We start from the raw sequence: 22,380 nt of genomic DNA, 5'->3' as shown, positions 1-22,380 counted from the left end.
CAACAGGCCGAGCGCCCACCTGCGCCAGCCCTTGCCGCGCCCGCCTGTCCCAGATGCCGGCATCGCGCCCACCTTCCGCAGCCTGATGCCGCGATCTTACGCGCGCCGCGCGTCCGGCCGTGCTTAGCCCGTCTCGACCCGCTCGGGCGAGAAGGTCAGCGTCGCCACCACGCCCTGCACCTCGCCGGGCACGACGCGCACGTTCCAGCCGTACAGCGCGCACAGGCGCCGCACGATCGACAGGCCGATGCCACCGCCCTGCGAATGCTCCGCGTGGGTGCCGCGATAGCCGCGCTCGAACAGCCGCGCCGCGTCCTCCGCGCTCAGCCCCGGGCCCGAATCGACCACGTCCACCGCGTTATGACACAGGCGCACCACCACCTCGCCCTCGCGCGTGTACTTCACCGCGTTGCCGACCAGGTTGCCCAGGGCCACGGTCACCGCCGATTCCGGGGCGTCGACCACGACCTGCCCGGCGGCGCCCTCGACCCGCAGTTGCAGGGGTTTGCTGCCCAACTGCCCGCGATGCGCGTCGAACAGTTGTTCGACGACCTTGGCCACGTCGGTCGCGCCGTGTCCCCGCTCGTTGCGCGAGAGCAGCAGCAACGCGCTGATCAGGTCGGTGCACTGCTGCTCGGCGCGCTGGATGCGCAGCAGCCGGTCGCGGGTCTTGGCATCGAGCTCCGGCCGCGACAGCAGCAGTTCGACCGCGCCGCGGATCACCGCCAGCGGCGTGCGCAACTCGTGGCTGACGTCGGCGTTGAACTCGCGGTCGCGCTGCACCACCTCGGTCAGGCGCGCGGCGTAGTCGTCCAGCGCCTTGGCCAGTTCGCCGACCTCGTCGTCGGGGAAGTGGTCGGCCAGCGCCTGCGGGCGCGAATCATCGCCCGACTCGCCGATGCGCCTGGCGAGCTCCGACACCGGGCTCATCACCCGCGACGCCGACCACCAGCCGATGAATCCGGCCAGCAGGGTGAACACGATGACCGCGGCGATCATGATCCATTGCACTTCGGCGCGGGTTTCGGCCGTATTGGTCATGTCCTGGGCGAGGAAGAACCAGTACTCCGGATCCTTCTTCACCACCAGCCGGTAGACGAAGGGGCGCCCGCCCTCCTCGCCGGTGATGCTGTAGACGCCGGTGTCGAGCTCGGCCCAGTCCGGCGGCGCATTGTGGTGCTTGTCCGGGCCGTAGACGATCGCCCGCACGTCGTTGAGCGGCGCCCACTCGGCGGAGGTATCGCGATAGAAGCGCTCGGCGTACTCGTCGACATTGCGCTCGAGCATGCGGCCCACCGCCTGGTCCTCGACCAGCGCACCCACGTAGACCGCGGCCACCGCGAACAGCGCCGTCAGCGTGAAGCTGAGCAGCAGGAACGACAGGATGATGCGGCTGCGCAGCCGCCTGCGGTAGCGGCGAGCCCGCTGGTTGCGGACGCCCGGGTCGGGCGGCGCCTCGTCAGGCTGCGCCATCGGGCGCGGCGATGCGGTAGCCGATGCCGTGGCGGGTCTGGATCAGCGGCACGTCGAAGGGCTTGTCGATCACCGCGCGCAGGCCGTGGATGTGCACGCGCAGCGAATCCGAATCGGGCAGTTCCTCGCCCCAGACCCGGGTCTCGAGATCCTGGCGCGTGACCACCGCCGGCGAGGCTTCCATCAGCGCCTGCAGGATCTTCAGTGCGGTCGGATTGAGCTGCACGAGCTTGCCCTGGCGGCGCACTTCCAGGGTGTCGAGGTTGTATTCCAGGTCGCCCACGTCCAGCACCCGCGTCTGCACGCCCTTGCCGCGGCGCGAGAGCGCGTTCAGGCGTACCTCCACTTCCTGCAGGGCGAAGGGCTTGACCAGGTAGTCGTCGGCGCCGGAGTCGAAGCCGGCCAGCTTGTTGTCCAGGCTGTCGCGGGCAGTGAGCATCAGCACCGGCGTCTGCTTGCGGGCGTCGTTGCGCAGCTTGCGGCAGACCTCCAGCCCGTCCATGCCCGGCAGGTTGAGGTCGAGCACGATGGCATCGAAGTCGTGGACCACCGCGAGGTGCAGGCCGGTCACGCCGTCGGCGGCGAAATCGACCGTGTGGCCGCGATCTTCCAGGTAGTCGCCGAGGTTGGCCGCGATGTCCTGGTTGTCTTCGATGACGAGAATGCGCATGCAAGCGGGTTCCATGAGGTTGACCCGGCTTGGACCGCGCAAGGCTTGAGCGGTTCACCGGGCCGGGCCCGGATTCTGTCACAGGCGCGCGTGGGCGCCCCGTCGACGCGCGCCCACAAAAGAGCCCAGACGATGCCATCGCCTGGGCCCAAAAGTAATGCCCCGATGACCGTAATCCGTTGCCCGACCCTTGGACAAGGAAACACGAGCGAGCGCGGAATCCGGTAGCGGCACGGTAGCCCCGTGGCGATTAAGCGCTCGTTAAATCCGGGTGAGCGGCGCCCTGCCCGGACGCCGCCGCGGGCGCGTCCTGGGGGCCGGATAGCCAGCACCTTCCCGTCCTTTGACGGCCAGATCGATGATCTTGCCGGCGATATCGACGCCAGTGGCCTCCTCGATGCCCTCCAGGCCTGGCGAGGCGTTCACCTCCAGCACTAGCGGGCCGCGACGGGAACGGATCAGGTCCACGCCGGCCACGCCCAGCCCCACCGCCTGCGCCGCACGTACCGCCACGGCCTGTTCCGCCTCGCTGGTGTCGATCGCGATCGCGGTCCCGCCACGGTGCAGGTTGGAGCGGAAGTCGCCGGGCGCCGCCTGCCGCTGCATCGCCGCGACCACACGATCGCCGACCACGAAGCAGCGCAGATCCGCGCCCTCGGCTTCGGCCACGAACTCCTGCACCAGGAAGGTCGCATACAGCCCGCGCAGCGCTTCGATCACGCCTCGCGAAGCGGAGGGCTTCTCGGTCAGCATCACGCCGGCGCCCTGGGTGCCTTCATTGAGCTTGATCACGTGCGGCGGCGGGCCGAGCAGGGCCAGCAGATCGGTGGTGTCGTCGGGGTTGTCGCCGAACACCGTGGCCGGCAGCCCGATGCCCTGCGCCGCCAGCAGCTGGTGGCAGGCGAGCTTGTCGCGCGCGCGCGCGATCGCGGCGGCTGGATTGGGCGTGTGGCTGCCCATCAGCTCGAACTGGCGCAGCACCGCGCAGCCGTAGCGGGTGATCGAGGCGCCGATGCGCGGAATCACCGCACCGTAGCCGTCGATGGCGCGGCCCTTGTAGCGCATGGCGAAGCCGTCGTCGCCGATGCGCATGTAGCAGCGCAGCGGATCGAGCACGCGCACGCTGTGCCCGGCCGCGCGTGCAGCCTCCACCAGCCGGCGCGTCGAGTAGAGCTTGCCGTTGCGGGAAAGGATCGCGAGCTTCATGCGTGGCCTGCGAAGCAAAAAACGGCGGCACCATCGTGTCGATGATGCCGCCGCCGGAGTTGGAGCGGGTGATGGGAATCGAACCCACGCTAGCAGCTTGGGAAGCTGCAGTTCTACCATTGAACTACACCCGCATGCGGCACCAGTCTATGCCCGCCGCGTGCGGCTGGCAACGCGGGGCGCCGGTTCGCGCCGGCGCCCCGGGCGGCATCAGAAGCCGCCGCCGACGGTCGCGAAGGCGGTGGTCTGCTTGCCGCCCTTCTCGCCGGCGTTCAGGCTCACGCCAAGGTTGGCGTCGAGACCGAACAGCGAGGTGCGCGCGCCGATGGTGAGCGTGGTGTAGGTGTCGTCGTAGGCTTGGCCGGGCACGGCGTAATCCAGGCCGGTGGTCTGCGAGCGGGCGAAGGCCTCGGTGGCGCCGTCCTCGAACTCGCGATCGACGGTGAGCCGCGCGTACGGCGCCAGGTGGGCGTGGATCGCGTAGCTCGCCTGCCAGCCGATGCTGCCGATCAGCGAGTCGAACTCCTGGTCGGGATAGGCCAGCGCGCTGGACGAGGCCGCATCGCCCTCGGCGAATCCGTCCACCTCGATGCGCTGCGCGACCACGCCCAGCACCGGGCCATGGCGCAGCGCGCCCTCGCCCAGGTTCCAGCCCGCCTGCAGGGCCGCGGTGAGGTTGCTGCCGTCGGCGGATGCGCGATGCACGCGCAGCGCCGGGCCGATCGGCACCTGGCGCTCGATGTCGAAGTCCAGGCGTGTGTAGCTGAGCTGGCCGTTGAGCCAGGCCCCGCTGTCGGCGTGCCAGCCCACGAAGCCGCCGAGCGTCGCCTCCGACTGGTCCCACTCGCCGCGGCGCTGGCCCCAGTCGTTGGCCTGGCGCCCGTAGCCGGCGAAACCGCCGTAGGTGAGGCCGCCGCTGGCCCAGCCCAGGCCCGCGGTCAACGCCGGGCCGGCACCGTCGTAGTTGTCGCCATGGCCATAGCGCTGGAAGTCGCCGCGCAGGTCCGCCCACCAGCGGCGGCCGTCCTGTTCCGGCGCGACGGCGAGCTGCGCGCCGACGCGCTCTGCGCGGCCGCGGCCGGTCATGGCGGCCGAATGGGGCAGCACCGCGATCTGGCGCGGGCCTTCGATCATCGCGATGGTCAGGTCGGCGATGGCGCGATGCGCCGCCGAGCCCGGGTGCACCCCATCGGCGAACAGATAGCTCTGGTCCGCACCTGGCGCGACGTAGGTCGCGGGGCTGCAGGTGATGGATTGCGCGGTGATCTGCGGCTGGCAGGCGGTGCCGGTCACGTTGGTGATGCCGTACTGCGCCGGCGCCGCGACCACTTCGCGCAGGAAGGTGAAGGTGTCGACCGGGATCACGCGCAGTCCGCTGGCCTGCAGCCCGCCGTAGAGCGCGTCGTTGTAGGCGCTGGCGATCGCGGTGCCCTGGGCGGAGGCCGCCGTGCCCTGCGCCAGGAAGGTCGGCGTGATGCCGATGTCCGGGATATTGGGGACCAGCACGTAGCGCGCACCGGCCGCCTGCAGGGTGCCGACGATACCGACCTGCGCGGTGACCGCGGCACCGATGATCTGCGGCGCCTGCGAGGGGTTGGCGGCGATCGAGAACAGGTCGTTGGGACCGCCCCACACGGTATAGAGCGCATCGGGATCGGCGCGGCCGCCATTGGCGGTGAGGTAGGCATTGGCCTGCGTGGCCAGCGAGGGGGTCAGCCCGAACGGGGGTCCGAGGCGGTCGGTGGCCACCATCGCGCCGCCCGCCGCGTAGTTGTCGCCGGACTGGCCATTGCCGTTGGGCGTCGCGTCGGTGCCGTAATGGAGAGCCAGCCATTCGGCCCAGACAAGGCCCGGATTGGTGGTGAATCGGCCGAGGATGGCGGCCTGCGGGTTTTGCTGGACCAGCAGCGGCCGGAAGTAACCGGCGTCGGTCAGGCTGTCGCCGAAGAAGACCGTGCGCGAGAAGGTCGCGTCGGCCATGGCCGGCGCAGCGGCCAGGGCCAGGGCGGCGGACAGCGCGGCGAGCGCGGGAATGGAACGGGTTGGACGGGGCATCGGGCGGCTCCAGGTCAAGGACTCGAGGCAGCCCCAATACGGGGCCGCACGGTGGCCAGTGTCGCGCAAGCGCGGCAACCGCTCACGCCGCACTGCCGCACACCACGTGCACCTCGCGGCGCGGCGGGCCACAATCGCGGCATGGACATCCAGCTCAACGGCGACGCCCTGTCGGTCGCCGACACCAGCACCGTACTCGCCCTGCTCGAACGGCAGGGCCTCGCCGGCCGCCGCGTGGCGGTCGAAGTCAACGGCACCATCATCCCGCGCGGCCGGCACGCCGACCATCTCCTGCAGGACGGCGACCGCGTCGAAATCGTCCACGCGTTGGGAGGGGGGTGAGCGAACGCGCTCAGCCGATGCCCTATCGGCATCGGCTGCGTTCGCGAACGCCCGCACATGGATGTGCGGGCCGGACCGGCCCGAAGCGGGGTCGCCCCGCCATGGATGGCATCTGCGATCCGACCGAAGCGACACTGACCCCATCTGCACCGGCTGGGCTCGCGAACGCCCGCACAAGAACCGGCCGGACCGACCCGAAGCGGGTCGCCCCGCCACGGACGGCATCAGCGATCCGACCGAAGCGCCACCGACCCCATCTGCATCGGCTGCGCTCGCGAACACCCACACGTGGAGGTACCGGCCCAACCCATCCAAAGCCCTCACCAATCCGCGCTCCCCGGCACCAGCACCCGACCGCGCGCCTGCATCTGCCCCGCATCCCCGCCCCTTTGCGCGATAATCGGGCAATGACCACGCACTCCACCTCCGACGACGCCCTCGTCATCGCCGGCAAGTCCTACGGTTCCCGCCTGCTGACGGGCACCGGCAAGTTCCGCGACCTCGACGAGACCCGCCGCGCCACCGAGGCCGCCGGCGCCGAGATCGTCACCGTCGCCATCCGCCGCACCAACATCGGCCAGGACCCGAACGAGCCCAACCTGCTCGACGTCCTGCCGCCCGACCGCTACACCATCCTGCCAAATACCGCCGGCTGCTACACCGCCGATGACGCGGTGCGCACCTGCCGCCTGGCGCGCGAGCTGCTCGACGGCCACAACCTGACCAAGCTCGAGGTGCTGGGCGACCAGAAGACGCTGTACCCGGACGTGGTGCAGACGCTCAAGGCCGCCGAACAGCTGATCGCCGACGGCTTCGAGGTGATGGTCTACACCAGCGACGATCCGATCCTGTGCAAGCGCCTGGAGGAGATCGGCTGCGTGGCGGTGATGCCGCTGGCCGCGCCGATCGGCTCGGGCCTGGGCATCCAGAACCGCTACAACCTGATCGAGATCATCGAGAACGCGAAGGTGCCGATCATCGTCGACGCCGGCGTGGGCACCGCCTCGGATGCCGCGATCGCGATGGAGCTGGGCTGCGACGGCGTGCTGATGAACACCGCCATCGCCGGCGCGAAGGACCCGGTGCGCATGGCGCGGGCGATGAAGCTCGCGGTCGAGGCCGGTCGCGACGCCTTCCTGGCCGGCCGCATCCCGCGCAAGCGCTACGCCAGCGCGTCGTCGCCCGTGGACGGCCTGATCGGCTGACGATGACCGATCCGTTTTCCAGCGACGGCGCCAAGGCACCACCCAAGCCCTTCACCGTCGTCGAAGGCCGTCGCGAAGTCCGCAGCTTCGTGCTGCGCCAGGGCCGCTTCACCGAGGCCCAGCAGCGCGCATTCGACGCGCAGTGGCCGCGCTACGGACTCGACTATGCGGGCCGGCTGCGGGATTTCGACGCCGCCTTCGGCCGCAGCGCGCCGCGCGTGCTCGAGATCGGCTTCGGCAATGGCGAGGCATTGCGCTATGCCGCGCCGCGCGACCCAGGCCGCGATTTCATCGGCATCGAGGTGCATGCCCCCGGCGTGGGCCGCCTGCTCAACGCTCTCGCGGCCGACGGCACCGCCAACGTGCGCCTCTACCACCACGACGCGGTCGAAGTGCTGAACCACGAGATCGCCGATGGCGGCCTCGACGAGGCCCGCATCTACTTTCCCGACCCTTGGCACAAGAAGCGCCACAACAAGCGCCGCCTCGTGCAGCCGGCTTTCGCGCAGCTGCTGGTGCGCAAGCTCGCGCCCGCCGGCCGCTTGCACCTGGCCACCGACTGGCAGGACTATGCCGAGCGGATGTGGGACGTGCTCGACGCCACCCCGGGACTGGTCAACCGCGCGGGCCCGCGCGGCCACGTACCGCGCCCGGACTGGCGTCCGCAGACCCATTTCGAGACCCGCGGACAGCGGCTCGGCCACGGGGTCTGGGACCTGCTGTACGACAAGCCGGGTATCGGGAATGGAGAATCGGGAATGGGAGACACATGACCATTCCGCTGGTTCCGGTGATGCAGGCGGCGGGACGGGGTGCTGATCCGGCCATGGTGGCGCCCGGCTTTCTCGATTCCCCATTCTCCATTCGCGATTCCCGCCCCCGCTGATGGAACCCCAGCTCGCGCTCACGACGGACATGAAGATCGTGCTCGGGCTGGTGGGCCTGACCATGGTGCTGTTCGTGTTCCAGCGCGTGCGCGCCGACCTGGTGGCGCTGGTGGTGCTGGTGATGCTGGGCCTGACCGGCCTGGTGCAGCCGGAAGACCTGTTCAACGGCTTTTCCTCCAACGCGGTGATCAGCGTGATCGCCACGATGATCCTGGGCATGGGCCTGGACCGCACCGGCGCGCTCAACCGGCTGGCGGCGTGGCTGCTGCGCCGCGCGCGCGGCATGGAAGACCGGCTGCTGCTGCTGGTGTCGGGCATCGCCGGCCTCAACTCCTCGGTGATGCAGAACCCCTCGGTGATGGCGCTGTACCTGCCGGTGGTGTCGCGCCTGTCGTCGCGTACCGGCATCAGCCTGTCGCGGCTGCTGCTGCCGGTGGCGGTGTCGATCGTGCTGGGCGGCACCCTGACCATGGTCGGCAACTCGCCGCTGATCCTGCTCAACGACCTGCTGGTGGCCACCAATGCCAACCTACCGTCGGGCGCGGCCACGCTGGAGCCGCTGAACATGTTCGCGCCGGCGCCGATCGGCCTGGCGCTGCTGGGCGCCGGCCTGCTGTACTTCCGGTTCCAGGGCAAACGGCGGCTGCGCGAGGATGGCGATGCCAACGTCACCCCGGCGCGCACCGAAAGCTATTTCTCGCGCACCTACGGCATCGAGGGCGAAGTCCACGAGCTGATCGTCAGCGCCGACAGCCCGCTGGTCGGCATGACCTTCGGCGAGGCCGAAGCGCTGCACAACGCGCCGCTGCTGCTAGCCCTGCAGGCCGGCAACGAGTCGCGGCTGGCGCCACCGCCGGACGCGCGGATCTGGGTGGGCAGCGTGCTCGGCGCGATGGGACCGCGCCAGCAGGTGGCCGATTTCGCCCAGAACCAGTTCCTGCGCATGAACTCGCGGCTGCGCAATTTCGCCGACCTGTTCAACCCCAGCCGCGCCGGCATTTCCGAGGCGGTCATTCCGCCCACCTCGAAGTTCATCGGCAAGAGCGCGGCCGACCTGCAGTTGCGCCGCCAATACGGCATCAGCCTGCTGGCGATCAACCGCGACAAGACCGTGATCCGCGAGAACCTGCGCGACACGCCACTGCGCGCCGGCGACATGCTGGTGCTGCACAGCATCTGGCAGGACCTGGCGCAGGCCGCGGGCAAGCGCGATTTCGTGATCGTCACCGACTATCCCAAGGGCGAGCAGCGGCCGCACAAGTTCCGCATCGCGATGGTGATCTTCGCCGTCACCATGCTGATCGCGCTCTCGGGCCGGGTGCCGACGTCGATCGCGCTGATGACCGGCGTTGCCGGCATGCTGGTGTTCGGCGTGCTGAAGATGGACGAGGCCTACGGCGCGATCAGCTGGAAGACCGTGTTCCTGATGGCCTGCCTGATCCCGCTGGGCTGGGCGATGGACGGCAGCGGCGCCGCGGCCTGGGTCGCCGGCCACACCATCGAGCGGCTGCCCGGCGGCCTTCCGGTCTGGCTGCTGGAGTTCTGCGTGGCCCTGCTCACCGCTGCGTTCTCGATGGTGATCAGCCACGTGGGCGCGACCATCGTGGTGGTGCCGATCGCGGTCAACCTCGCGCTGGCCACCGGCGGAAACCCGACTGCGTTCGCGCTGATCGTGGCGCTGTCGGCGTCCAACAACTTCGTTACCCAGTCCAATCCGGTGATGTCGATGATCACCGGTCCCGGCGGCTACCGGCCACGGGAGCTGTGGAAGATCGGCGTGCCGCTGTCGCTGCTCTACACCCTGATCGTGGTGGTGGCGGTGAACCTGCTGTTCTGAGCCGGGTCAGGCCGCCGGCGCGGCAAGCGAGACCATGCCGTCATGCACGGCCAGCGCGACCGGCCTCAGCGCCTCGCCGCGGCACGGACCGGCTACGCATTCGCCGCCGCGCAGCTCGAAGCTGGCGCCGTGCGCGGCGCAGACCAGCAGCCCCTCCTTCGACTTCAGGAACTGGCCCGGCGCCCAGTCGAGGCGGCGCCCGGCGTGCGGACAGATATTGAGCCAGCACCGGACCGTCCCGCCGTCGCGATGCAGCAGGAGCGATTCGGACGCACCGTCGACGATCGCCTCCACTTCGGCAAAACCGCCATCGGGAATGTCGGCGAGAGCGAGGAGCGGCGCGGAGGGTGCGTTCATCACGGGCGTTTAACGTTCCTGTTACAACTTGGTTGCGGCCGCACCCGATACTGGGCGCCTTCCTATTGTCGCACCCTGCCGATGTCGTCCGTCTTCTTTCGCTCGCTCCACGCCCGCTTCGATGCCTCCGGCATGCGCGACATGTTCACGCCCCGGAAGCCGCGCAACCCGCTGCTGCGCGTGGCGCTCGGCCTGGTGGGCATCGCGCTGCTGTCGGTGCTGCTGGTGGTCGGCCTGGTGGTGGGCGTCGGGATGCTGGCGTTCGGCCTGGTGCGCGGCGCGTTGCGCCCGCGCGCCGCCAGGCCGCGAGCAGGCACGCTCGATGCCGAGTACCGCGTGGTGTCCAAGCCGGCCCTGCGCTGACCCATGCATGATGTGATCGAGGCACCCGCGACCCCGCGCATCGCGGTGCGTGGCGGCGGCACCTTTCCCGTGCGCCGCATCTACTGCGTGGGCCGCAACTTCGCCGACCACGCCCGCGAGATGGGCGCCACCGCGCCAGCGTCGAAGGCCGATCGCGGCACGCCGGTGTTCTTCCACAAGCCCGCCGACGCCATCGTTACCGACGGCCGCGTGGCTTATCCGCCCGGCACGCAGGACCTGCACCACGAAGTCGAACTGGTCGTGGCGCTGGGTCATGATGCACCGGCCGGCGAGCTGAGCCGCGAGGCCGCGCAGTCGCTGGTGTTCGGGTACGGCGTCGGCCTGGACCTCACGCGCCGCGACCTGCAGGCCGCCGCCAAGGCCAAGGGCCTGCCCTGGGACACCGCCAAGGGCTTCGACCAGTCCGCGCCGGTGAGCGAGCTCCTGCCCGCGCGGGAAGTAGGGGAACTCGCACCGCGCCAGCTCTCGCTCGAGGTCAATGGCGCGCGCCGGCAGACGTCCACGCTCGACCAGCTGATCTGGGACGTGCCCGACATCCTGCACGAACTCTCGCGTCTCTACGCGCTGCGCGCAGGCGACCTGGTGTTCATGGGCACGCCCGCCGGCGTGGCCGCGCTGCAGCCGGGCGACAGTTGCGTCGCACGCCTGGACGACCTGCTGGAGCTGCGTTGCCAGGTCCACACGCCGTCGGCATAGTGTCCGCGCCGCCCCGCGGCATCGCTATTCATACCGTTCGAGGAGGCGCCCATGGGCATGATCAGTGAGTTCCGGGAATTCGCGATGCGCGGCAACGTCATCGACCTCGCCGTGGGCGTGGTGATCGGCGGCGCGTTCGGCAAGATCGTCACCTCGCTGGTGGACAACATCATCATGCCGCCGATCGGGCTGCTGCTGGGCGGCATGGATTTCAGCGACATCGGCTGGACGCTGCGCGCGGCCAGCGTCGATGCGGCCGGCGAGGAAGTGCCTGCCGTCGTCCTCGGCTTCGGCGCCTTCCTCAATACGCTGGTGCAGTTCGTGATCATCGCCTTCGCCATCTTCCTGCTGGTCAAGGTGATCAACCGCATCCACCGCAAGCCCGAGGCTGCACCCGCCGCACCTTCGGAAGAAGTCGTGCTGCTGCGCGAGATCCGCGACGCGCTGCGCAAGTAGCCTGCCGCGCAAGCGATGCACGCGAAGCCGCGGGCCTGCTAGGCTCGCGGCTTCGTCGTTTTCCGGAGTCCGCGATGCGCCTGGCCAAGCTGCTGCTGTCCGCCTGCCTCGTTCCCGCACTGGCGGCAGCCGCCGATCCTGCACTGGACACCGCGGCCACGCTGCGTGCGCAGGCGCTGGCCGACGACACGGCCTGGAGCGTGGTCGAATCCTTGACCACCGAGATCGGCCCGCGCCTGGCCGGCAGCGAGGCCGACGCGCGGGCGGTAGCCTGGGCGCAGGCGAAGTTCCGCGAGCTGGGCTACGACCGTGTCTGGACCGAGCCGGTGACGTTCCCGAAGTGGGAGCGGCGCGGCGAGTCGGCGCAGGTGCTGGGCGCGCATGCGCAGCCGCTGGTGGTCACTGCGCTGGGTGGCAGCCCGGGCGGCACCGTCGAGGCCGAGATCCTGCGCTTCGACAGCCTCGAAGCGCTGCAGGCGGCACCGGATGGCGCGCTGGCCGGGAAGATCGCCTTCGTCGACCACGCGATGGAGCGCGCCCGCGACGGCAGCGGCTACTCGCGTGGCGGCGCCGTGCGCAGTCGCGGCCCATCCGAGGCGATCCGCAAGGGCGCGGTGGGCTTCCTGATGCGTTCGGCCAGCACCAGCCCGCAGCGCGTGGCCAACACCGGCATCACCCGCTTTGACGAGGGGCTCGCGCCGGTACCTGCCGCCGCGCTGTCGCTGCCGGATGCCGACCAGCTCGCGCGCCTGCTGCAGCGTGGCCAGGTGCGCGTGCGCCTGGCGCTGGACTGCGGATGGGACGGGGAATACACCTCGCACAACGTGATCGGCGAGATCGTCGGGCGCGACGCGCCGCAGGAAGTGGTGCTGCTGGCGGCGCACCTGGATTCGTGGGACCTGGGCACCGGCGCGATCGACGATGCATCGGGGATCGGCATCACCATGGCCGCGGGGCACCTGATCGGCCAGCTGCCGCAGCGTCCGCGCCGCACGATCCGCGTGGTCGCCTTCGCCAACGAGGAGCAGGGCCTGCTGGGCGGGCGCGAATACGCCCGCCGGCACGCAGCCGAGGTCGCCAACCACATCATCGCGGTCGAAAGCGATTTCGGTGCCGGCCGCATCTACGGCTTCGATGCCAGCGGCGGCGACAGTGACACCATCGCCCGCATCAGCGGTGCGCTGGCGCCGCTGGGAATCGAACACCTGCCCGGCAAGGGCGGACCCGGCCCCGACATTTCCCCGCTTGCCGAGACGGGTAGCGCCTGGGCCTGGCTGGGCCAGGACGGTTCGACCTACTTCGACCTGCACCACAACGCCGACGACACGCTCGACAAGATCGACCCGGCCGCCCTGGCGCAGAACGCGGCCGCCTATGCCGCATTCGCCTGGCTGGTCGCGGAATCGGAGGCGGGCTTCGGCAGCGCGCCGAAGACGGGGCCGCAGGACGACTAGCGCGGCCAGCGCTCCGCGCGTTGGCCGGAACGGCACCGGCACGCGGGTGCCTCCACGCAGTACAGCCTCTGATGAGGGGCAGGCGCGACGCCGGCGTGACTGCCTGCGACCTGCGCGCGGCCACGCGCGCGTTGACGGAACAGATGCGGTCCGCAGGCCCACGCCTCGGCGCGACGATTGCGCCAGCGCGCGGCGCCGAAACTGGCGAATCGAGCCCGCGACCGCCTGACGCGGCAGGCGATGCCGCCCACATGCCATCACTGCGGCACTCCGCGCGTCGCGCGCGGCGGCAGGCCGGCTCGCGGCACCGTCCGCAACATCGGCGAACACATCGTGGCCGCACGGCTCAGCGCGAGCGGCCGGCATGTGGCGCGATGACCGACGCGCGCGAAATCGAACGCGATCTGGCGTTCCTCGGCGAAGGCCGGTTCGAGGCGACCCTGTGGCGCGATCGCGACGTGCCAGCCGCGGTGCAGCGTCAGCGACCAGCCTTGGGCGTCCACCATGCGTCGCGTGTGCATCTGGCCGGTGGCGGCGGCGCGGCCCTGCGCTTCATGCGCTGGTAGCATCGGCTGCGGTGCGACGCAGCCGCAACGCGGGCACTACAGTCCCGGCACGGGTCGACCATGCACGCGAATCGACGATGGCGGGGAGATGCTCTGACTGCGTCGCCTGGTGGTCAGCGGTGCGCGTTCGCCCACTGCGCCAGCAACACGGCCGTCGCGGCCGCGACATTGAGGCTTTCCACCGCCCCGGTGCCCGGAATCGACAGGCGCAGGTCGCAGGCTTCGGCCAGTGCGTCGCCCATGCCCGCGCCCTCGGCGCCCATCACGTACACCACGCGCTGCGGCAGCGCGGTTTCGAACAGATTCCCGCCACCACGCACGACCGTCGCCGCCAGCGCGAAGCCCGCGGCATGCAGTTGCCCGATCGCGTCGTCCACCGGCCCCAGGCGCACCAGGGGCACGCGCTCGGCACCGCCTTCGGCTACCCGCGCGGCCGCGCCGGACAGCGACAGCGAGGCATCCGCAGGCAACAACAGCCCCGAGACCCCGAAGTGCGCGGAGGAGCGCAGGATCGCGCCGAGATTGTGCGGATTGCCGACGCCGTCGAGCCATAGCGCGCAACATGGTCCGTCAGACAGCGCCGCCAGCCAGTCCGCCAGCGTGTCCGGCGCCTCGCGCTGTACGTCGGCCACCACGCCCTCGTGATGGGTACTGGCCGACAGGCGGCGCAGTTCCTCCACGTCCTCGACCACCCGGTAGCCGATGCGATGGGCGACGCACCACTTCAGCAGCGGCTGCAGCTGGCCGATGCGATCGGAGGCGAGGTAGAGCTTGCGCAGCGCCTCGGGGCGCCGCGCGAATGCGGCCAGCACCGCATTCATCCCGTACAGGCGCAGCTCCGCATGGCGTGCCGGCGTCGCCGCCGCATCGGCTGCGGCCGGTGCACGCGCGCCGGGCGGCCGCGACTCGCGCGCCGGCCCGGCCGCCTCACGTCCACGCGTGCCCCGGGGTGTATCCCGCCCGGGGCCCGGCGATGGCGGCCGCCTGCCCATCTCAGCCGCGCCTGCTCCAGAAGCCGGCGTTGCGGATGCCCAGCGCGTCCGGGTCGAATACCGGGTCCAGGCCCTGCTTCTTCTGCCGCTCGTAGTCGCGCAGCGCCAGGAGTGCCGGCTTCTGCAGCAGCAGGATGGCGATGATGTTGAGCCAGGCCATCAGGCCCACGCCCAGGTCGCCCAGCGCCCATGCCGTGCCGGCGTTGTGGAACGCGCCGAAGATCACCATCCCGATGATCGCCAGGCGCAGCAGCAGCGTCGCCAGCGGCCGGGTCTTGTGGCCGTTGATGTAGGTGAGGTTGGTCTCGGCCATGTAGTAATAGGCCATGATCGTGGTGAAGGCGAAGAAGAACAGCGCCGTCGCCACGAAGCCCGCGCCCCAGCCTGGAAGCACCGTGTTGATGCCGTTCTGCACGAAGCCGGCGCCGGCCTCGACGCCCGGCAGCGCCTCCTGCAGCATCGTCCCGTCCGGGCCGACCACGTTGTACATGCCGGTGGCCAGCACCAGGAACGCGGTGGAGGTGCAGATCAGCATGGTGTCGAAGTAGATCGCCCAGGCCTGCACGTAGCCCTGCTTGGCCGGGTGCGAGACCTCGGCCGCGGCCGCGGCGTGCGGGCCGGTGCCCTGGCCGGCCTCGTTGGCGTAGATGCCGCGCTTCACGCCCCACTCCACCGCCAGACCGAGCATCGCGCCGAAGCCGGCATGCATGCCGAATGCACTGGAGAAGATGATCTCGAACATCTCCGGCAGGTACTCGTAGTTCAGCGCCATCACCACCAGCGCGGTGAGGATGTAGCCCACCGCCATGAACGGCACCACCAGCTCGGCGAAGGCGGCGATGCGCTTGACGCCGCCGAAGATGATCGTAGCCAGCAGCAGCGCCACCACGACGCCGATGCCGAGCTTGAACGCGTCGCGCGTGTCCATGCCCAGCACCTGGCCTTCCAGCGATCCGCAGATCGCGCCGCCCTGGCAGGCGTTGGCGATCCCGTCGGCGATGGCGTTGGCCTGCACGCCCGGCATCAGCACGCCGGCGGCGGCGATGGTCGCCAGCGCGAACACCACCGCATACCACTTCAGGCCCAGGCCCTTCTCGATGTAATAGGCAGGACCGCCGCGATAACGACCCTCGTTGTCCTTTTCCTTGTAGATCTGCGCCAGGCAGCACTCCACGAACGAGGTCGAGGCGCCCAGGAACCCCATCACCCACATCCAGAAGATCGCGCCCGGGCCGCCGAAGGCGATCGCGGTGGCCACGCCGGCGATGTTGCCGATGCCGATGCGCCCGGACATCGACAGCGCCAGCGCCTGGAACGAGGACACGCCGGCGTCGGACTTCTGGCCGGAGAACGTCAGCCGCGTCATCTCGACCAGGCCGCGCACCTGCATGAAGCGCGTGCGGAACGAAAACCACAGTCCGGCTCCGAGGCACAGCGCGATCAGCGCCTTGCTCCAGATGATGCCGTTCACCCAGCCGAGAATCGCTTCCACGGAATCCTGCCCTCCGGTCGTTGGGACGCTCCGGCCGGAACGGCGGACGCGCAAGGCGGCAAGATAACTGATTTCGGGCCGCCGCCTCCCATGCCGATGGCAATGGTGCGGACGGTCGGCGCCGCCCGGCAGGCCTCAGGCCGGCTGGCCGCGGACCCGCGAGAACATCCTCAGATCGTGGATGCGGCCGTGCTTGCGCACCGCCTGGCGCAGCACGCCCTCCTCGACAAAGCCGTTCTTGGCCAGCACCCGTGCCGAGGCGAGGTTGAACTCGACCACGGTCGCCTGCAGGCGCTGCAGTGCAAGCGCCTCCATCACCCAGGGCGCGAATACCGCCACCACGCGCGTCATCACGCCCCGCCCCCAGTACATGGATCCCAGCCAGTAGCCGAACTCGGCGCCAACCGAACGCTCGCCTGCGAAGGGACGCGCGCCGATGCCGCCGCAGGCCTCGCCCTCGATCTCGATCGCGAACACCGGATCGTCGAGGTCGATCACCGCCCCCGAGAGGAACGCTTCGCCATCCGCACGCGTGTAGGGATGGGGAAAACGGTCGCTCAGGCCGGGCGCGATGCGCGGATCGTCCGCATGGCGCACCAGGGCGTCCAGATCGTCCATGCGCCAGGGCCGCAGGCGGATGCGCGGGTCAACGACGATGGCCTGGTCCTGCCACGGCATCGCAGGGACTCCCTGGGGCGGGAGCCGATCCTCGCACGGACCGACGCGCCGCTGCAGCAGCGGGGGTGCGCTCGGCATCGCACCCCGATGCCACGATCGTCAGGCGTGGCCGCTGACCGGCGCCGTCTCCGCCTCGAGCCGCTCCAGCTTCTTCGCCAGCGCGTCCGGCGAGCGCGTGAACGGCGCCAGCAACGCGTAGAACGCCGGCACCACAAACAGCGACAGCAGGGTGGCGAACGACACGCCGAAGATGATCACCACGCCGATGGTGGCGCGGCTGGCCGAGCCCGGACCGCCCGCGACCACCAGCGGCACCGCGCCCATCACCGTCGCCGCCGAGGTCATCAGGATCGGGCGCAGGCGCACCGCCGAGGCTTCGGCAATGGCCTCGCGCACCCCCATGCCCTCGTCGCGCAGCTGGTTGGCGAACTCGACGATCAGGATGCCGTTCTTGGCCGCCAGGCCGACCAGCATCACGATGCCGATCTGGCTGAACAGGTTGAGCGTGCCACCCGTCGCCCACAGGCCGATCAGCGCACCGAGCACCGCCAGCGGCACGGTGAGCATGATCACCAGCGGATGGATGAAGCTCTCGAACTGCGCGGCCAGCACCAGGTACACGATCAGCAGGGCCATGGCGAAGGTCACCAGCACCGCGCCGCCGGCACGCTGGTACTCGCGGGTCTCGCCCTTCCAGTCGATCTGCGCGTAGTCGGGCAGTTCCTCCTCGACCACGCGCTGCGTCCACTCGATGGCTTCGCCCATGCTGTAGCCGGGCGCGAGACCGGCGCTGATGGTGATCGCGCGCAGGCGGTTGAAGCGGTTGAAGCTGCCGGGCTCGGCGATCTCCTCCAGGGTGACCAGGTTGGACATCGGCACCAGGCCCCCGTCGCCGCCGCGCACATAGGTATTGCCCAGGTCCGCCGGCGTCATCCGCGCTTCGCGGCCGGCCTGCACCATGACCTCGTACTCTTCGCCGTTGTCGACGTAGGTGGTGACCCGGCGCGACCCCATCATCGTTTCGAGAGTGCGGCCGATCTCGGTCACCGACACCCCGAGATCGGCGGCGCGCGCGCGATCGATCTGCACGCGCATCTGCGGCCGGGTTTCCTTGTAGTCCGAATCCGGATCCTGGATGCCGGGATTGGCTTCCATCCGCTCCAGCACGCGATCGCGCCATTGCGCCAGTTCGGCGTAGTCGGGGCCGCCCAGCACCAGCTGGTAGCGCTGGCCGCGGCTGCCGACCAGGCCGCCGGGCACGTTGGCGCGCACCTGCACGCCGGGCAGGTCGGCGAACCGGCGCCGCAGGCCGGCCACCACCTCGTCCGTGTTCTGCTCGCGCACGTCCCAGTCCTCGAGGAACACGATCACCTGGCCGGTGTGCATCTCCTCGCTGCCGCCCCATCCGCGCGGTACCCGCGAGTTGGCGCGCTGGATCGGCTTGCCCTCGCCCACCTCGCCCAGCACGATCTTCTCGACCTGCTGGATCTGGGAAACGGTGTAGTCGAAACCCGCGCCCTCGGGCCCGTCGACCATCACGAAGAAGCGGCCGCGGTCCTCGGCCGGCGCCAGTTCGCTCGGCACGCGCAGGAACAGCAGCGCGGCCACCAGCGCGCACGCGGCCATCGCCGCCAGCACCAATACCAGCAGGCGCCGGCCGGGCAGCGCCACCAGCCGTCCCACGCGCCGTCCGTAGCCGGTACTGACCCGAGCCAGTTGCCGGTTCATCCAGGCGTTGAAGCCGGTGGCCTTGCCGTGCGGCCGCAGCAGCTTGGAGCACATCATCGGCGTGAGCGTCAGCGCGATGAAGGCCGAGAGCGCCACTGCGCCGGCCAGTGCCACCGACAGCTCGCGGAACAGCCGCCCGGTGTTGCCGTCCATGAAGCCCACCGGCAGGAACACCGCCACCAGCACCGCGGTGGTCGCGATCACCGCGAAGGCGACCTGGGCCGTGCCGCGGCGCGCCGCTACCAGCGGCGGCTCGCCCAGGTCGACGCGGCGCTGCGCGTTCTCCAGCACGATGATCGCGTCGTCCACCACCAGGCCGATGCACAACACCAGCGCCAACAGGGTCAGCAGGTTGATCGAGAAGCCGAATGCGTACAGCGCGATGAACGCGGCGATCAGGCACACCGGCACCGTCACCGCCGGAATCAGCGCCGCGCGCAGGCTGCCGAGGAACAGCCAGATCACCAGGAACACCAGCACCATCGCCTCGCCCAGGGTCCAGTACACCCGCTTGATCGAGGCATCGATGAAGGTGGTGCCGTCGTAGGCGATGAAGATGTCGGTGCCCTCGGGCAGCGTCTGCTGGATCACCTCGGCCTCGGCGCGCGCCGCGCGCGCCACGTCCAGCGCATTGGCGGTCGAGGTCCGGACGATGCCGAGGCCGACGTTGGGCACCCCGTTGCTGCGCAGGTAGGCGCGGCGCTCCTCGGCGCCGAGTTCCACCGTGGCCACGTCGCCAAGCCGCACCACGTAGCCGTCGTCGCCCTTGCGCAGCGGCAGCTGGGCGAACTGCTCCGGCTGGCGGTAGCCGCGTTCCACGCGCAGGGTGAAGTCGCGCGATTCGGATTCGATCCGGCCAGCCGGCAGTTCGACGTTCTCGCTGCGCAGCGCGTTCTCGACGTCGGCGGCGGTGATCCCGCGCGCGGCCATGGCGTCGCGGTCCAGCCAGATCCGCATCGCGTAGCGCTGCGACCCGCCCAGCTGCACCCGCGCCACGCCGTCGAGCGCCGACAGCCGGTCGACCACGTAGCGGTCGGCGTAGTCGGTGAGCTCCATGGTGTCCATGGCGGTAGAGCGCATGTTGAGCCAGATGATGACCTCGGCGTCGGCTTCCACCTTGGACACTTCCGGCGGATCGGCCTCGTCGGGCATGCGGTCCATCACCCGGCTGATGCGGTCGCGCACGTCGTTGGCGGCGGCTTCGATGTCGCGGGTGAGGTTGAACTCGATGGTGACGTCGGCGCGGCCGTTGCGGCTGCTCGACTGGATGGTATTGATGCCCTCGATGCCCGATAGCGCGTCTTCCAGGATCTGGGTGACCCGCGTCTCCACCACCGCGGCCGACGCTCCGGGATAGTTGACCTCCACGGACACGATCGGCGGATCGATGTTGGGCAGTTCGCGCAGGGTCAGGCGCGAGAATGACATCAGGCCCAGCACCACCAGCAGCAGGCTGACGACGACCGCGAACACCGGCCGCTTGATCGAGATGTCGGAAAGCTTCATGGCCGGTCAGCCGTCCTGCGCAGCGGCGGGCGCCGGCGGCGCCGTGGGCGCGGGATCCGCGCTGGCCGGCTCGGTGACCGTCATGCCGGGGCGCAGCTTGCCGGTCCCGTCGACGACGATGCGATCGCCTGCCTCGATGCCGCGCAGGATCTCCACCTGGCCGGCGCGGCGCTCGCCCACCTGCACGATCGCGCGCTCGACGGTCCCGTCGGCCTTCACGCGCCAGGCGAACGTGTCGCGACCGACCTGCACCACCGCGATTTCGGGCAGCACCAGTGCCTCGCGCCGCGGACGCGACAGCTCCACCTGCAGCAGCATGCCCGGGCGCAGGCGTCGCTCGGCGTTGGGGAAGTCGCCGCGCACGATCACGGCACGGGTCGCCGCGTCCACGCGCGCGTCCACGCTGGCGACCTCGCCCTCGAACTTCACGCCCGGCCAGGCGACGCTGGTGCCGACCAGGGACTGGCCCACGGCCAGGTGCGCCAGGTGGACTTCGGGCACGGGGAAATCGACATGGACGCGCGAGACATCGTCCAGCGTGGCGACCACCGTGCCCGGCGTGACCAGCGCACCCGGGCTGACCTGGCGGATGCCGAGCATGCCGGCGAACGGCGCGCGGATGCGGCGGTCGCCGATATCGGCGCGCATCTGCGCCACGCGCGCCACCGCGGCGTCGCGGGTGGCGCGCTGGGTATCGAGCAGCGAGCGCGCGATGAGCTGCTGGCCGACCAGCTCGCTGCCGCGCCGGAACTGCTGTTCGGCCTCCTTGGCCTCGGCCTCGGCCGCCTGCAGCGACGCCTGCTGCTGATCGCCCGACAGGGTCACCAGCGGGGCGCCCGCCGCCACTTCATCGCCGCTGTCGAAATGCACCTGCTCGACGGTCTCGCTGACCTTGGCGGTGATCGTCACCGACTCGCGCGCCTTCACCGTGCCCAGCGCCGAGATCGTGTCGCTCCACGGCTGGATCGTCGCGACCTGGGTGGTGACCACCGCCGCCGGTGCCGCCTGGGCCGGGCCGCCGGGCGCGGCTTCTCCACCGCAGGCGGACAGCAGCAGGCAGAAGGCGCCGGCCACGAGGAAGGGGAGCGGCGCGAAACGGGAATCTGCGGGCATGGGAACTGCGGGGAAGGAAACTCCCCGATTCTATCGATGCACGGTGAAGGCCGCCCATGCCATTGGAGGGGGCGATTCCTGCCGGATCTTTGTCAACCGCGGCGCCCGCCGTGCGTTACCGGCGCCCAGCGTGAAGAACTCAGGCCGCGGCCGCCCAGCGACCCAACGCAGCCTGGCCATTGTCGCGCGCGCGATGGAACACCGCCGCCTGCGCCTTTGCCACGTTGCCCTGCAGGTCCTGCGACCAGATCTTGAGCGCGGCCGACTGCATCGCCCGGCCATAAGAGAACGACAGGGTCCATGGATGCGGGCCCATGCGGTTCATCGCATCCAGATGGGCGGTGGCGGCCTGGTCGCTCTGCCCGCCCGACAGGAACACGATGCCCGGCAGGATGGCCGGGACGGTGGACTTCAGGCACAGCAGGGTCGCCTCGGCCACCTCGTCGACCGACGCGGTCTCGCCGCTGTCGCGGCCGGGCAGCACCATCGACGGCTTGAGGATGGTGCCCTCGAGCGAGACGCTGTGCTGGTACAGGGCGTCGAACAACGAGCGCAGCACGACCTCGTGCACCTCGTAGCTCGCCTCGATGTCGTGGTTGCCGTCCATCAGCACCTCCGGTTCGACCATCGGCACCAGCCCCTGCTCCTGGCACAGCGCGGCGAAGCGCGCCAGCGCGTGGCTGTTGGACTCGATGCAGGTGCCCGATGGGGTGTCGTCGCCGATGCCGATCACCGCGCGCCATTTGGCGAAGCGCGCGCCGAGCTTGTAGTACTCCTCCAGGCGCGAGCGCAGGCCGTCCAGGCCTTCGGTCACCAGTTCGCCCGGGCAACCGGCCAGCGGCTGGGTGCCCTTGTCGACCTTGATGCCGGGCAGGATGCCGGCGTCGGCCATCAGGCGCGCGAAGGGCACGCCGCGGCGATCGGTCTGGCGGATGGTCTCGTCGTAGAGGATCGCGCCGCTGATATGTTCCCCCAGCTTCGGCGTGGTCAGCAGCAGTTCGCGATAGGCACGCCGGTTGGCCTCGTTGCTGGCGATGCCAAGGGCTTCGAACCGCCGGGAGATGGTGCTGGTCGACTCGTCGATCGCCAGGATTCCCTTGCCGGGGGCGACCATCGCCCGGGCGGTGTCGGCGAGCGTTTCGATACTCATGCGGGAAGACGGGCCGCGCGGGAAGGGGAGCGGATTATAGCGCCGCCCCCCTTCGATCCCCTGCGCCGCGCCCGGCTTGCGACGGGCCCTGCGACTGCGCGCAAGGCGGCGCGTCGGCCTGCGCCACAGGTTC

The 22,380-nt window shown here is 70.3% G+C and carries 20 protein-coding genes and 1 tRNA gene; 9 read left to right on the top strand and 12 right to left on the bottom strand.

The window, feature by feature from the left end; all coding sequences use genetic code 11:
* Positions 1-123 precede the first annotated feature (123 nt).
* The 5 genes from ACQYVW_RS12275 to ACQYVW_RS12255 all read right to left on the bottom strand — a co-directional run bounded on the left by ACQYVW_RS12275 (position 124) and on the right by ACQYVW_RS12255 (position 5,365).
* Positions 124-1,473, bottom strand: coding sequence for a sensor histidine kinase (locus tag ACQYVW_RS12275; RefSeq protein WP_434947169.1), 1,350 nt, complete (start codon positions 1,471-1,473; stop codon positions 124-126).
* Entirely contained in the window at positions 1,460-2,143 is a 684-nt protein-coding gene (locus ACQYVW_RS12270) for a response regulator transcription factor (RefSeq protein WP_280942531.1), read from the bottom strand. Before ACQYVW_RS12270 ends, ACQYVW_RS12275 begins: the two co-directional genes overlap by 14 nt.
* Before the next feature lie 261 nt (positions 2,144-2,404).
* The gene (gene rimK / locus ACQYVW_RS12265) at positions 2,405-3,349 is read right to left on the bottom strand and encodes a 30S ribosomal protein S6--L-glutamate ligase (protein WP_434947168.1); all 945 of its coding nucleotides are present in this window, start codon (positions 3,347-3,349) and stop codon (positions 2,405-2,407) included.
* Positions 3,350-3,409: 60 nt separating this feature from the next.
* Positions 3,410-3,483 (bottom strand) — tRNA-Gly (locus ACQYVW_RS12260).
* A 76-nt stretch (positions 3,484-3,559) separates the two neighbouring features.
* A complete protein-coding gene (locus ACQYVW_RS12255) occupies positions 3,560-5,365 on the bottom strand; it encodes an autotransporter domain-containing protein (protein ID WP_434947220.1) in 1,806 nt (601 codons plus the stop codon).
* A 180-nt stretch (positions 5,366-5,545) separates the two neighbouring features.
* Between ACQYVW_RS12255 and thiS the strand changes: the two genes are divergently transcribed.
* From thiS to ACQYVW_RS12235, 4 genes are all read left to right on the top strand, one after another.
* On the top strand, positions 5,546-5,746 hold the full coding sequence (gene thiS, locus ACQYVW_RS12250; RefSeq protein ID WP_434947167.1) for a sulfur carrier protein ThiS: 201 nt from the start codon (positions 5,546-5,548) through the stop codon (positions 5,744-5,746).
* 407 nt (positions 5,747-6,153) lie between these two features.
* A complete protein-coding gene (locus ACQYVW_RS12245; RefSeq protein ID WP_434947166.1) occupies positions 6,154-6,951 on the top strand; it encodes a thiazole synthase in 798 nt (265 codons plus the stop codon).
* Positions 6,952-6,953: 2 nt separating this feature from the next.
* The gene (gene trmB / locus ACQYVW_RS12240) at positions 6,954-7,724 is read left to right on the top strand and encodes a tRNA (guanosine(46)-N7)-methyltransferase TrmB (protein WP_434947165.1); all 771 of its coding nucleotides are present in this window, start codon (positions 6,954-6,956) and stop codon (positions 7,722-7,724) included.
* Positions 7,725-7,836: 112 nt separating this feature from the next.
* Positions 7,837-9,675, top strand: coding sequence for an SLC13 family permease (locus ACQYVW_RS12235; RefSeq protein ID WP_434947164.1), 1,839 nt, complete (start codon positions 7,837-7,839; stop codon positions 9,673-9,675).
* 6 nt (positions 9,676-9,681) lie between these two features.
* On the opposite strand, the gene ACQYVW_RS12230 is transcribed toward ACQYVW_RS12235, so the two are convergent.
* Positions 9,682-10,032, bottom strand: a complete 351-nt coding sequence (locus tag ACQYVW_RS12230) for a Rieske (2Fe-2S) protein (RefSeq protein WP_434947163.1) — start codon at positions 10,030-10,032, stop codon at positions 9,682-9,684.
* A gap of 81 nt (positions 10,033-10,113) precedes the next feature.
* Between ACQYVW_RS12230 and ACQYVW_RS12225 the strand changes: the two genes are divergently transcribed.
* The 5 genes from ACQYVW_RS12225 (at position 10,114) to ACQYVW_RS12205 (ending at position 13,588) form a co-directional block, all read left to right on the top strand.
* The gene (locus tag ACQYVW_RS12225; RefSeq protein ID WP_434933565.1) at positions 10,114-10,395 is read left to right on the top strand and encodes a hypothetical protein; all 282 of its coding nucleotides are present in this window, start codon (positions 10,114-10,116) and stop codon (positions 10,393-10,395) included.
* Positions 10,396-10,398: 3 nt separating this feature from the next.
* Positions 10,399-11,112, top strand: coding sequence for a fumarylacetoacetate hydrolase family protein (locus ACQYVW_RS12220; protein WP_434947162.1), 714 nt, complete (start codon positions 10,399-10,401; stop codon positions 11,110-11,112).
* Between the two features lie 51 nt (positions 11,113-11,163).
* A complete protein-coding gene (mscL, locus tag ACQYVW_RS12215) occupies positions 11,164-11,568 on the top strand; it encodes a large-conductance mechanosensitive channel protein MscL (RefSeq protein ID WP_434947161.1) in 405 nt (134 codons plus the stop codon).
* Positions 11,569-11,642: 74 nt separating this feature from the next.
* A complete protein-coding gene (locus tag ACQYVW_RS12210) occupies positions 11,643-13,022 on the top strand; it encodes a M28 family peptidase (protein ID WP_434947160.1) in 1,380 nt (459 codons plus the stop codon).
* Between the two features lie 374 nt (positions 13,023-13,396).
* Positions 13,397-13,588, top strand: coding sequence for a hypothetical protein (locus tag ACQYVW_RS12205; protein WP_434947159.1), 192 nt, complete (start codon positions 13,397-13,399; stop codon positions 13,586-13,588).
* 113 nt (positions 13,589-13,701) lie between these two features.
* Here ACQYVW_RS12205 and ACQYVW_RS12200 read toward each other — a convergent pair whose 3' ends face one another.
* From ACQYVW_RS12200 to ACQYVW_RS12175, 6 genes are all read right to left on the bottom strand, one after another.
* Positions 13,702-14,580, bottom strand: a complete 879-nt coding sequence (locus ACQYVW_RS12200) for a TrmH family RNA methyltransferase (protein ID WP_434947158.1) — start codon at positions 14,578-14,580, stop codon at positions 13,702-13,704.
* A 1-nt stretch (position 14,581) separates the two neighbouring features.
* Complete coding sequence (locus ACQYVW_RS12195) at positions 14,582-16,072, bottom strand: alanine/glycine:cation symporter family protein (protein WP_434947157.1); 1,491 nt, start codon at positions 16,070-16,072, stop codon at positions 14,582-14,584.
* 135 nt (positions 16,073-16,207) lie between these two features.
* Entirely contained in the window at positions 16,208-16,750 is a 543-nt protein-coding gene (locus ACQYVW_RS12190; protein WP_434947156.1) for a GNAT family N-acetyltransferase, read from the bottom strand.
* A gap of 99 nt (positions 16,751-16,849) precedes the next feature.
* Positions 16,850-19,984, bottom strand: coding sequence for an efflux RND transporter permease subunit (locus tag ACQYVW_RS12185; protein ID WP_434947155.1), 3,135 nt, complete (start codon positions 19,982-19,984; stop codon positions 16,850-16,852).
* Positions 19,985-19,990: 6 nt separating this feature from the next.
* Complete coding sequence (locus ACQYVW_RS12180) at positions 19,991-21,097, bottom strand: efflux RND transporter periplasmic adaptor subunit (protein WP_434947154.1); 1,107 nt, start codon at positions 21,095-21,097, stop codon at positions 19,991-19,993.
* Positions 21,098-21,236: 139 nt separating this feature from the next.
* A complete protein-coding gene (locus tag ACQYVW_RS12175) occupies positions 21,237-22,247 on the bottom strand; it encodes a class I fructose-bisphosphate aldolase (RefSeq protein ID WP_434947153.1) in 1,011 nt (336 codons plus the stop codon).
* Between the last annotated feature and the right edge of the window lie 133 nt (positions 22,248-22,380).

This window comes from Luteimonas campi (assembly GCF_051162505.1).
GTDB lineage: Bacteria > Pseudomonadota > Gammaproteobacteria > Xanthomonadales > Xanthomonadaceae > Luteimonas.
Note: the sequence above shows the minus strand (reverse complement) of the source record. Positions and strands in the feature narration are given on the sequence as shown.

Excerpts from the sequence above, each read along its gene's own strand:
- ACQYVW_RS12275 (WP_434947169.1), bottom strand. The coding sequence starts at position 1,473 with ATGGCGCAGCCTGACGAGGCGCCGCCCGACCCGGGCGTCCGCAACCAG.
- ACQYVW_RS12270 (WP_280942531.1), bottom strand. The coding sequence starts at position 2,143 with ATGCGCATTCTCGTCATCGAAGACAACCAGGACATCGCGGCCAACCTC.
- rimK (WP_434947168.1), bottom strand. The coding sequence starts at position 3,349 with ATGAAGCTCGCGATCCTTTCCCGCAACGGCAAGCTCTACTCGACGCGC.
- thiS (WP_434947167.1), top strand. The coding sequence starts at position 5,546 with ATGGACATCCAGCTCAACGGCGACGCCCTGTCGGTCGCCGACACCAGC.
- ACQYVW_RS12245 (WP_434947166.1), top strand. The coding sequence starts at position 6,154 with ATGACCACGCACTCCACCTCCGACGACGCCCTCGTCATCGCCGGCAAG.
- trmB (WP_434947165.1), top strand. The coding sequence starts at position 6,954 with ATGACCGATCCGTTTTCCAGCGACGGCGCCAAGGCACCACCCAAGCCC.
- ACQYVW_RS12235 (WP_434947164.1), top strand. The coding sequence starts at position 7,837 with ATGGAACCCCAGCTCGCGCTCACGACGGACATGAAGATCGTGCTCGGG.
- ACQYVW_RS12230 (WP_434947163.1), bottom strand. The coding sequence starts at position 10,032 with ATGAACGCACCCTCCGCGCCGCTCCTCGCTCTCGCCGACATTCCCGAT.
- ACQYVW_RS12225 (WP_434933565.1), top strand. The coding sequence starts at position 10,114 with ATGTCGTCCGTCTTCTTTCGCTCGCTCCACGCCCGCTTCGATGCCTCC.
- ACQYVW_RS12220 (WP_434947162.1), top strand. The coding sequence starts at position 10,399 with ATGCATGATGTGATCGAGGCACCCGCGACCCCGCGCATCGCGGTGCGT.
- mscL (WP_434947161.1), top strand. The coding sequence starts at position 11,164 with ATGGGCATGATCAGTGAGTTCCGGGAATTCGCGATGCGCGGCAACGTC.
- ACQYVW_RS12210 (WP_434947160.1), top strand. The coding sequence starts at position 11,643 with ATGCGCCTGGCCAAGCTGCTGCTGTCCGCCTGCCTCGTTCCCGCACTG.
- ACQYVW_RS12205 (WP_434947159.1), top strand. The coding sequence starts at position 13,397 with ATGACCGACGCGCGCGAAATCGAACGCGATCTGGCGTTCCTCGGCGAA.
- ACQYVW_RS12200 (WP_434947158.1), bottom strand. The coding sequence starts at position 14,580 with ATGGGCAGGCGGCCGCCATCGCCGGGCCCCGGGCGGGATACACCCCGG.
- ACQYVW_RS12190 (WP_434947156.1), bottom strand. The coding sequence starts at position 16,750 with ATGCCGTGGCAGGACCAGGCCATCGTCGTTGACCCGCGCATCCGCCTG.
- ACQYVW_RS12185 (WP_434947155.1), bottom strand. The coding sequence starts at position 19,984 with ATGAAGCTTTCCGACATCTCGATCAAGCGGCCGGTGTTCGCGGTCGTC.
- ACQYVW_RS12180 (WP_434947154.1), bottom strand. The coding sequence starts at position 21,097 with ATGCCCGCAGATTCCCGTTTCGCGCCGCTCCCCTTCCTCGTGGCCGGC.
- ACQYVW_RS12175 (WP_434947153.1), bottom strand. The coding sequence starts at position 22,247 with ATGAGTATCGAAACGCTCGCCGACACCGCCCGGGCGATGGTCGCCCCC.